The sequence below is a fragment of the Candidatus Omnitrophota bacterium genome (assembly GCA_028699255.1).
GTDB lineage: Bacteria > Omnitrophota > Gorgyraeia > 2-01-FULL-45-10 > 2-01-FULL-45-10 > FEN-1322.
The window spans coordinates 1-9,012 of record JAQVUX010000019.1; the positions used below are offsets into that span (position 1 = coordinate 1).

A 9,012-nucleotide genomic window follows, 5' to 3' on the forward strand; every position below is an offset into this window, starting at 1 on the left:
TCCGGGCAGATTTCTAAGGTTTTATTGCCCATAATATCCCCGCGTCTTCTACGCGCAGAAGTCTTATATAGGTTTTGTTTCCCGGTATCCGCAACGAGTACAAACCATCATATTTACGAATTTTCTAGGTGGCATAGATGAACGCACTTTACTACTAAAATGTAACGGACTACCGCAACGCGGGCAATACGAATATCCCATACGGGTTATTTACAGAGAATATTTATATCTGTAATGTGGCACTTCGCTACCCGCGCCGCGCCGGTGTGGTTTATCTCTACCGATACCTTATAATCGTAATGCTCTGTTACCCCGTAGGCCGGGAGGGTAGGCCGGGGGGGGCGTTCTTCCGGTATTGTAGAATTGCTACTTAGCCATAAGAAGGTAATAGCAACCATCCCCACCCAGATAAATAGGCCTATTAGGTAGTGGTTCATGGTTTCCCTTCCCGTAATTTTTTTAGGTCTGATGCGCGAAGTAGATAATTCCACCCCCCGTTAATGGGGTCGTCGTACCGTTCTAGCAATTCTTCCAATTCGTCTAAAATCTTTTCTCTAATCTCTAGGCCGGTTGTCCCTGATTCTTTTACTAACTTTAAAGCGTCATTCTTACAGATTTGGCAATAAACTAACGGTAGGTTATGGTCTGGGCATACAATCTTTTCTAGGCCTTTTTCTACCGCCGTTGCGACCGCGACGGAAAAGGCGCTTTTACCTAATACTTCCCGGGCGCGTTCATCCTTTCTAATTTCCCCTTCCAATAGATTAAGTAATGTTTTAACCCCTTCTTCCCTAAAAGGATTCGATAGCCCTACAATCCGTAATTTCAGGTCTTCTATTTCCGTTGCCATGTACTTACCTTTTTCGCTTTTCTTTATAATAGTTTCGCATTTCTTTAAGCGCGTCGCTCATTTCCCCGAGTACCGCTAGGTGCTTCTTTATGTTCATGTCGTAAAGATTAAGGCGCTTATCGTATTCCGAATACCCCCGTTCTACCCGTATCAATCGCATAGGCATTTCTAGTAAGGCCTGTTCGTAGATAATGTCGTTCGTTTCTATTTCTAGCGCCCCCTTGCTTCTATCCACCCATGCCGCCGCGCCCGCCTGCATTTCCCCGGTTATCGTGGCCGCCGGGCGGTTTAGATTTATCTTAAATACCGTACCTTCGCTTACCTGTTTATCTATTTCTTCCGCCGTATCTGCGGCTAAATGTTGCGAAATAACCCGGGGGTTCATGAGGTCGAGGCGGTAGCCATGCCGCCCCAGATAAGAAACTACGGCCACCATGCCCCGGGTAGCAAATTCTACTAGCGCCCGGTTAAAGCCCATGTTGCGCGGTATGTCGGTACTGTGGAAGTGGATTATAGCGCTCTGGGTTGTTATTTCTAGGGTGGCCTTAGTTGGTAAGTCTAGGTTATAATACTCCTTTACCCAATTATTTATTTCTACTTTCTTCGAGGTTAAAACCATCTTTCCTTTTTGCAGAATTGGTATTTTAATCTTAAAATCATGAAGCCGTATCACATCTGAAATAAGGGGTTTTTTTTGGGACTTTAAACCGTCTGTTTTACCTCGGAGTTTAAACCGTCCATTCATAGGTAGTGAGAACCCCACGTTACACCGTTTAAAGGCCACATCTTTTAAGTTGTAAAACTTAGGGCATTTCCCGTAAGATTCTAACCGGCCTTCTTTTTCTAAGCGCTTTAAATGTTTAAGTATTAACGTCGTAGAAACGTTTAAGACGTTCGCTATTTTAGATGGGTACAACCCTTCCCCCACTAGCGCCATTATCCTTTTTTCTATTTCGTAATTTCTTGCGGCCACACATACCAACCCCGGGACTTTAAACCGTCAGTTTAAACCGTCTGGGATTATCCTATAAGGTTTATAATCCTGCTTGTGTTTGGTGTTGTTTGTTTGCATACGACCGGCGATAGGTTTAAATAATGTTTGTATCTAGTTATGTACATGGCAACGACAAAGGTTAGGGAAGAAGCGCGGCGCTATGTCTGCGGGGGCAACCTTCGCAACGCATTAGAAAGGGCTAACCCGGGCGTATCCCGCGAAGCGGTGGATTATATCGTAGAATCGGTCTTAATCTACCGGAAGTGGTAACATGGCATACACTACCGAAGAACGCCCGGGCATGTCTGATTCTTACGCCGATAGCCTAACCGATGAAGAAATAGCGAAGAAAGAAGCAGAAGAAGAAGCCCATACCCGCGATACTACTATATTCGCAATCGCCGAACTAGGGCTTACCCACGAAGGCGTAGGGGGGTATAAGGGTTGGGGCGGCGGGGATTCTCGCCCCGGTACAGGGCTTCGCGCCCCCGGTATGCCGCTTTACGATACGCGCTATACCGCTAGGCTTGCGGTCTTGAAGAACTTAGAAGCGCGGGGGCTTCTTTCCGGGGTTGCCGGAAACGTTAAAACCGGCTATTCCTTCGCGGTAACTGACGCGGGGAGGTCTTACGCCGCCGCTATGCGGGCGCAGGGGTGGGGGGTTTATCGTATTCAAATGCAACTTAACCCGTATGATTCTTTTATTTACCGGTCTATGGGGGTATGTAAGAACCCTGTAACCGATTACCGGGTATATCCGAAGTACGGATACGAACTAATAAAAAAACCGAACTCGGCTACGGGGGGGGTCTAAATATGTCTTTCGGACGAAGGAAAGGGGTATGTTGGTATTGTAAGGGTAAAAGCGGCCAAAACGCCGCAGGAATGTACCCTAGCGGAAAGGGCGGCCACCGGGCGTGTATCTCTTGCATTAAGGTAGAACATGCCGCGTTTGTGGCTAAGATAAGGAGGTAATACCCTATGAAAAATATACAGACCGTAAAATCTAATGGGGAAACTACGGAAATACCTATAAGGAAATTGCCTAAACTAAGGTTGAATTTTTACGAGGCAAAGGCAATCTATAACAATAATACAGATTGCGAACTTCCCGTAGTTGGGCGGCTTTATTGGGTTAAGCCTGAAAAAGTGCTGTGGCTATACTCTACTTCTAACGAAGAAAGTTACGAAGGCCACCAAACCCAATTCGGGATAGATATTAACGGGGTCGTGTGGTGGGGGTACTTCTCACATTGTTCTTGTTATTCGTATGATGAATACGACGGTAGCGTAAAGGAGTTCGTACCCGAAGATTTTAAGTGCTACGAACTTACCGAAGTCGCGCCGGACATATTACTTATCCTAGCAGAACGAATAAAGAAACTAAATAAGGTTAGCAAACGGGGGGTTAAACATGGCGCATGAAAAGGCGGTATATTTCGAAGGCGCGGTTTTGGTAGTCGGGAATAGCCTAATGGTTACAATCCCGAAGCCGAACGCGGATTACTTGGGTATCATGGGGGGGGACACAATCGAAGCCCGGATTACGAAGGTACGAAGCCGGAGGACTAGACCATGATGCCCGGCAGGGAATACAACGAAGTGCGCTTTTGCTCTGATTGCGGGCGGCGTATGGTCTGGGATGATAGTAGTAAGGGCGGGCTAATATGCCCTAGCCCTACTTGCGGAAAGTAAGTATATGGGGGTTAGATACCATGAAAGCGAAACTTGAAATAAACGGCAATAAAGTGGAAGTGGAAGGAAGCCCGGCAGAAATCCGGGGCGTACTTGGGTTCGATTCCCTATGCGGGCATACCGCGCAGGAAGACCCGGGGAAGGATGAATTACCGAAACTTAGCCCGGCGCAGAAACGCGCTTATGTGGCTAGGCGCGGGGCGGGCAGGGTAGCGAAGTATAACCTTACAACTGCCGGGAAGCGAAGGAAGGTAATTAATTGGGTACATTTTATAGGCCGCCCGCTAAAAAAGGAAATACAGGAACGCTACGATAATGCTAGCGGGTCTGAACATGAACGCAGGAATATAGTAGTTGATGAACTAGCCGAACTCGCATATTCTAAAGGCGCGGGGATTAACGCGGCGGGTTTCTCTAAATCTCGGCTACGAAGGATTATCCGTTGCCACATCACTAGCGCGATTGGGCTTATTCCGCCCGGGGGGGTGGCCTCCCCGGGCAAAACTGCCCCTAAAAATGGTGGTAGCGAATGACCCCAGAGGCTAAAACGCCACCCAGACCGCTTAACCCGTATCGTACTATGTTTTCCACTTTGTTTTATTTACTTGGCGGGATTGCGGGCGCTAGCGGTATAATAGTTTCCGGCCTGCTCTCCATCTTGTACGCGGGCGGGTACGATATTGACGGGTCGCGGATAATTGGGGGATTGTTCGGGGCGGTAGGGGTTGCTATAATCGGGTGCGGCCTCGGGTATGTATTCGAAGAAGGGAATAAGGGTTAGTGGAAGTACGGGGGGTGTCCCTATGGTTAGCAACATACAGAAAGCGGCGATATACTGCGTTAAACACGGCCACGCGGCCTACGGGTACGGGTGTTTCGGGTATGTTTATTGCGGTAGGTGTGGCGAACAGGTAGGCGACCGGCTAGGTAGCATATTCCCGCAGGCCGAACGCTTCGCAGACGTAGCATGTAAAACTAAGAAATGTAAGTATTGCGAAGCGGTTATTAAGTCCCTGACCGCCCGGGACAGGAAGATATACGCGAGGCTAAAAGAAATGGAATTACCGGACGCTGAAAAGGCGATAAAAGGCATAAAGTTCTAGGTGTTCTTATGGTGGATATTGGCGACCTTATAGGAAGTTTGTTTATGCTCTTTGTTATTTGTATTTTTGTAGCCGTACTTAGCGGGGCGTTTATTACTTTCGGGAATATGGCCGATGGTTGCGCTACGGACAGTATCGCTAGGGTAAGTTACGGCGGGTGGGTTTGGAAGACGTGGCGGGTAGAACTGACTAACGACCACCCTATAAGCGATGGTAGCGGCGGAGTAATCGCCCAACGCTACGGGGCGGTTAATGACCCGGAATTACTTAAACGCTTGCAGGAATACGCCGATTCGGGCGAACGGGTTAGGGTCTGCTACCATTCTGAATTATTCGTTTATAATTGGGAATACTCGGACGCGGAAGTAATTTATTCCGTTAATACGGTGGGTGGCTAATATGCAGGAAGAACAACGGAAATTAGTACGAATGATAATGGAAATGAACCGGGAATACGCGCTAGCGCCCGATACCGAACGGGGGTTTAAGCGCGAAGGGCATAAGGAAAGGGTAGAAGCGTTCGTAAGGGTCTTTAACGGCCAACCGCAGTTAGTTTTCTTCTACGGGAAGACGCGCTATACCTTTAACTTCGTAACCCGGGGCGAACAGAACCCTACCGCCGCGCTTATGTCCATTCTCGGGTATAGGGGCATAGATTCGATACCGTCCGAAATTCTACACGAATATTTTACGAAGGAAACAATAGACATGCGCCGGGAAATGCTGAAACTACGGGGTGTTTAATATGCGGTTGGAACTTAAAATAGACCTGACGAAAGAACAGGAAGCAGACATAGCCCTATTTAAGCGGGCGTTTTATAACGTGGGGGTAAAGGTATTTAAGTTTTATTCCGGGGGGTTTGTGCTATCTGACGAATCCGATATAGTGGCTATAACTAACCGGCCTAGTATGCTCGATAAAAAGACTAACGACGGGAATACCGATAGCATGATTAGCGAGGAAGTAACCATTAAAATACGCCCGTTCATAGGCCGGGTTATTTCATTTAGAAGAAACGCGAACGAACCGTTTTTTTTAGAACTCGCTAGCGGGTTATTCTTGGTTGTCGCGCCGTATGCTAAGTCTAGGGGATGATGATATGGATACCATGATAGTCATTATAGACTTAGAACCTATCGGATTCGGAATGTTTGCCCTAGCCGCCGCTTGGGGGTTTAGGGCGTTCTTGGGTAAATGAGGGATAGCATGGCCGAATACTGCCGTAAATGCCTTCTTAGGTATATGGGGGTTAGTGCCGAAGCGTACCCGGAATGGTGTTGCGAACGCTATAACGGAATCTGCGAGGGGTGCGGGTTTGAATACCTGATAGAAAAGGGGGTAGTCTAATGCGTTCTAAGCGCGAAGTAGTAAAGCAGTTTAACGAAATACATGCCGCATTTAAGCGCGGGGACGTTAATTTTAGGTACTTTAAGGCCTATACTGCCGCGCTTGAATGGGTGCTAGAAATGGAATAAGGGGGATAACATGCGCGATAAACGACGGATTAAACGGATACTTGCGAAGATAAGGAAGGTATGGGAAGCCTACCCGGACATGCGGCTAGGGCAACTTCTAAACAATTTCGCATGGGACGAAGCGCGGGGGATTTTTTACAGGGAAGACGACGAAACCGAAGCCAACCTTAACAGTAGCATGATAGATTTAGGGCTTCGGAAAGGCGGGGCATTACGAAGCGGTAAGAAGTAATTAGAAGCCCTTAGAACTAGATATTTTATTCTTAGGAATCCTTCTATTTTTCCCCATCCACTTAGCCGCGCCGTAGGTCGTGTGGTGTATATCCTTACTTCCGCTAGTGTCTAAAGGCATGTCGTCCTTGTACTTCGAATACCGGCTTTTGTCTTTGAAAAGGTTTAAGGCCATATTCTCCCCCTACATAATCCGCATTACTTCCCCTTTCTTTGCCCTCTTTTGCCAATCCGCCGCGCCTATCTTGTCCCCCTTTTCCATCAGACCCGCTAGGGATTTATCGTATGAAATATCGGGGAGTTCGCCCGGGCGTAATTTCTTGGAAGCCATGCGCTTTATTCGGCCTTAGTATTTATTAAGGTTAGGGTTCGTAGTCTTCCACTATATAGGTTATCGTCTTCCCATCTACTCCCATGTCCTTGCTAACGTCGTTAATTATGAAGTGGATTATCTTTTTCTCAGGCATTAGCGACCCTAAATGATATTCCTTCCCGCCTATCTTTACCGATTGGCCGGTTAAATCCATGATGGGGTAGGTAAATTCGGCTTCGTTGGGCTTCGGGAAACTGTACTTTATCCCGGCTTCTGCTATGTTCGCCATCATGGTTAGGCGCTCTTTAAACTGCCGGTTCGCCCGGTTAAACAGGTGGTCGCGCATGGCCTTAACCGCACCGTTGCGGAGTTCTAGGAAATTAACGTTAAGATAGCCCTTGTGGTCTTCGGTTAGCGGTTCTTGGAAGATGAAGGTTATACGCCGGAATTTCATTTACGCACCTTGTAGTCTGGGTAAGTTACCCCCGTTTCTTTATCTACTTCCTTCGCTACCTTCTCGAATACTAGGACGTAGAATAGGTCGGTGTCGTCGAATTTGCCGTAGAAACTTTCGAAGATAGCGTACCAATCCTTCTTATCCGTTCGCCCTGTATCCACCGCCTTTAATTCGTCTGGGATTCTAGCGTATTGGTACAGTAACGCCGATACTAACCGGGCGTTAAAAAGGACGGTATCGTTATGTACGACGTTAAAGACCGTACCTATTTTCGAACCGTAATAATCTTCTTCTAGGGATTTGGATTTACGGATAGTCGTAAATACCCGGTTCGCTAGTTTCCCATTCCAATTTTTCGTAAATCTAATGGCTTTCATGCGATAGCCCCCTTTCCGGGTCGTCCCGGTCTGCGATAAGCGTTTTAAGGCGCTCGATTTTTTCCTGTCGTATCCGGTCGAACTCCGCCGGTGTCCCTAGCATCATTATACCTTGTTCTACCATTATAGAAACGTCGGCTAGTTCTTCCATAGCCTTTAAGCGCCATACCCCGTTATGCTCGTACCGTTGGTATTTCGATATGGCCTTAATGAGTTCGGCACATTCTTCTATTACCATGTTTAATTGTTTGTTCGCGCCCCATTTCTCGATAGCCGCCTTACAGGTATCTTTCATATATTCGCCCCTACACATTCTACCGGGCTAGGTTCTGGGTGTTTGCACTTGCAGAACCGCCCTTTTTCGTCCGGGTAGCCGCACCCCATATCCTTACCCTCCTTAACGTACCGGATTAGGTGGGACGGCTTGCCGTACCATAGGTTTAGTTTATGGCCGCAGTTATGGCACTCGGGGTTATTTCCCATCTTCCCCCTCCTTTAAGTACGCCCTGTGCCGCCTAGAACCGCATTTAGGGCATTTATCTACGCCCTTTTCGTTACGGCTTTTGCAGTTGAGGCAATAGTTAAATTGGTGTGTTTCGTTCATTCTATCGAACCTTCCGTAAGGAAGCAGGAAGCGTACTTATCTTGGAATAGGGTAATTAATTCCGATACCATCTTTCCCACTTCGGCGTTAAATGCCTTCGCCTGTTCTTCGTTTTCTATCCCGGCGCTCTTTAGCAGAATCGGCAGGATAAATAGTTTCTTGTCGTCTGCGGTCTTCGCCGTAAAAATCATATAACTAGATAACTGCGGGATAGCCCCCCCGGGTATCTGCCGGGTTTGCGTAAGGTAATACGCCTTATTAACCTTGTCTTCCCGAAGATGCGCTACAAAGTCGTCCAATCTTACTAGGTTTGTTTTCATGGTTTTACCCCTTAATCTTTCGGTATTCCTACGTCCCATCTTTCCTTACCGCACTCACACGTTAATTTTACTATGACGTAGGAAAAATCTATCAATTCGTATATGTCTTGCACCGTATAATTACATTCGTGTTTCTTGTCTTCTGCCATAGCATTACCCCTTACCTTCGTTTTCTATCCAATAGTCTAGTATCTTCGTAAAGAAGGCCGCACTACATACGTCCTTTTCCTGCGCTACGGAATAGCGAAGTTTCGCCTTTATGAAGCGTGGAAGGTCTTTATCCGCTATTCCTAGCGTAGTTGCCATATTACCCCTCGAAACAGGTTATTTTTAGGCGTTCTAATGCCTCGCGTAATACCGCGTGTAACTTAAAAATATCCTCCGGCTTTCCTATCAGTTGCGTAGGGTCGAAATAGTACGGCCTAAATTCTTCGAATTTCGGCACTAAGTCCTTTAAGTCCGTCCTGCCTTCTAGTTTCGGGTATAACTCCCCCCATAGGGAAGTAAGGCGGGCGATATAGGCGTACGCTGTATTATGGTTCGTTTCCCCCAGAAGGACGCTACCCCTAAATTCTTCCGAAATAACTAGTAT

General features: G+C 47.2%; 20 protein-coding genes. 9 read left to right on the forward strand and 11 right to left on the reverse strand.

The window, feature by feature from the left end; all coding sequences use genetic code 11:
* Positions 1 to 433: 433 nt before the first annotated feature.
* Together PHS46_08210 and PHS46_08215 are read right to left on the reverse strand one after the other, a co-directional pair.
* On the reverse strand, positions 434 to 850 hold the full coding sequence (locus PHS46_08210) for a hypothetical protein (GenBank protein MDD3906484.1): 417 nt from the start codon (positions 848 to 850) through the stop codon (positions 434 to 436).
* A 4-nt stretch (positions 851 to 854) separates the two neighbouring features.
* Positions 855 to 1,823, reverse strand: coding sequence for a helix-turn-helix domain-containing protein (locus tag PHS46_08215; GenBank protein ID MDD3906485.1), 969 nt, complete (start codon positions 1,821 to 1,823; stop codon positions 855 to 857).
* Positions 1,824 to 2,115: 292 nt separating this feature from the next.
* On the opposite strand from PHS46_08215, the gene PHS46_08220 reads away from it, so the two are divergent.
* The 9 genes from PHS46_08220 to PHS46_08260 all read left to right on the forward strand — a co-directional run bounded on the left by PHS46_08220 (position 2,116) and on the right by PHS46_08260 (position 6,350).
* Positions 2,116 to 2,658, forward strand: coding sequence for a hypothetical protein (locus PHS46_08220; protein MDD3906486.1), 543 nt, complete (start codon positions 2,116 to 2,118; stop codon positions 2,656 to 2,658).
* 167 nt (positions 2,659 to 2,825) lie between these two features.
* Positions 2,826 to 3,269 carry a hypothetical protein gene (locus tag PHS46_08225; protein ID MDD3906487.1) on the forward strand — a complete coding sequence of 148 codons (444 nt, stop codon included), beginning with the start codon at positions 2,826 to 2,828 and terminating at the stop codon, positions 3,267 to 3,269.
* 290 nt (positions 3,270 to 3,559) lie between these two features.
* Positions 3,560 to 4,072: a hypothetical protein gene (locus tag PHS46_08230; protein MDD3906488.1), complete on the forward strand. Its 513-nt coding sequence runs from the start codon at positions 3,560 to 3,562 to the stop codon at positions 4,070 to 4,072.
* A gap of 270 nt (positions 4,073 to 4,342) precedes the next feature.
* Complete coding sequence (locus tag PHS46_08235; GenBank protein ID MDD3906489.1) at positions 4,343 to 4,642, forward strand: hypothetical protein; 300 nt, start codon at positions 4,343 to 4,345, stop codon at positions 4,640 to 4,642.
* A 44-nt stretch (positions 4,643 to 4,686) separates the two neighbouring features.
* On the forward strand, positions 4,687 to 5,040 hold the full coding sequence (locus PHS46_08240; GenBank protein ID MDD3906490.1) for a hypothetical protein: 354 nt from the start codon (positions 4,687 to 4,689) through the stop codon (positions 5,038 to 5,040).
* Between the two features lie 31 nt (positions 5,041 to 5,071).
* Positions 5,072 to 5,386: a hypothetical protein gene (locus tag PHS46_08245; protein ID MDD3906491.1), complete on the forward strand. Its 315-nt coding sequence runs from the start codon at positions 5,072 to 5,074 to the stop codon at positions 5,384 to 5,386.
* A 1-nt stretch (position 5,387) separates the two neighbouring features.
* Entirely contained in the window at positions 5,388 to 5,738 is a 351-nt protein-coding gene (locus tag PHS46_08250; protein MDD3906492.1) for a hypothetical protein, read from the forward strand.
* A 251-nt stretch (positions 5,739 to 5,989) separates the two neighbouring features.
* On the forward strand, positions 5,990 to 6,118 hold the full coding sequence (locus tag PHS46_08255) for a hypothetical protein (protein ID MDD3906493.1): 129 nt from the start codon (positions 5,990 to 5,992) through the stop codon (positions 6,116 to 6,118).
* A gap of 10 nt (positions 6,119 to 6,128) precedes the next feature.
* On the forward strand, positions 6,129 to 6,350 hold the full coding sequence (locus tag PHS46_08260) for a hypothetical protein (protein MDD3906494.1): 222 nt from the start codon (positions 6,129 to 6,131) through the stop codon (positions 6,348 to 6,350).
* Here the strand turns inward: PHS46_08260 and PHS46_08265 are convergent, their stop codons facing one another.
* From PHS46_08265 to PHS46_08305, 9 genes are all read right to left on the reverse strand, one after another.
* Positions 6,351 to 6,524 (reverse strand): hypothetical protein, encoded by a 174-nt coding sequence (locus PHS46_08265; protein MDD3906495.1) that lies wholly within the window; start codon positions 6,522 to 6,524, stop codon positions 6,351 to 6,353. It lies immediately after the preceding gene.
* A gap of 9 nt (positions 6,525 to 6,533) precedes the next feature.
* Positions 6,534 to 6,680, reverse strand: coding sequence for a hypothetical protein (locus tag PHS46_08270; protein MDD3906496.1), 147 nt, complete (start codon positions 6,678 to 6,680; stop codon positions 6,534 to 6,536).
* 31 nt (positions 6,681 to 6,711) lie between these two features.
* Positions 6,712 to 7,116, reverse strand: coding sequence for a hypothetical protein (locus PHS46_08275; GenBank protein MDD3906497.1), 405 nt, complete (start codon positions 7,114 to 7,116; stop codon positions 6,712 to 6,714).
* Positions 7,113 to 7,496 carry a hypothetical protein gene (locus PHS46_08280; GenBank protein MDD3906498.1) on the reverse strand — a complete coding sequence of 128 codons (384 nt, stop codon included), beginning with the start codon at positions 7,494 to 7,496 and terminating at the stop codon, positions 7,113 to 7,115. Before PHS46_08280 ends, PHS46_08275 begins: the two co-directional genes overlap by 4 nt.
* Positions 7,483 to 7,791 carry an antitoxin gene (locus PHS46_08285; protein ID MDD3906499.1) on the reverse strand — a complete coding sequence of 103 codons (309 nt, stop codon included), beginning with the start codon at positions 7,789 to 7,791 and terminating at the stop codon, positions 7,483 to 7,485. Before PHS46_08285 ends, PHS46_08280 begins: the two co-directional genes overlap by 14 nt.
* Before the next feature lie 305 nt (positions 7,792 to 8,096).
* Positions 8,097 to 8,420, reverse strand: a complete 324-nt coding sequence (locus PHS46_08290; GenBank protein MDD3906500.1) for a hypothetical protein — start codon at positions 8,418 to 8,420, stop codon at positions 8,097 to 8,099.
* An 11-nt stretch (positions 8,421 to 8,431) separates the two neighbouring features.
* On the reverse strand, positions 8,432 to 8,569 hold the full coding sequence (locus PHS46_08295) for a hypothetical protein (protein MDD3906501.1): 138 nt from the start codon (positions 8,567 to 8,569) through the stop codon (positions 8,432 to 8,434).
* A 4-nt stretch (positions 8,570 to 8,573) separates the two neighbouring features.
* Positions 8,574 to 8,726, reverse strand: a complete 153-nt coding sequence (locus tag PHS46_08300) for a hypothetical protein (GenBank protein MDD3906502.1) — start codon at positions 8,724 to 8,726, stop codon at positions 8,574 to 8,576.
* Between the two features lies 1 nt (position 8,727).
* Positions 8,728 to 9,012, reverse strand: a 285-nt coding sequence (locus tag PHS46_08305) for a hypothetical protein (GenBank protein MDD3906503.1), incomplete at its 5' end; no start/stop codon positions are given.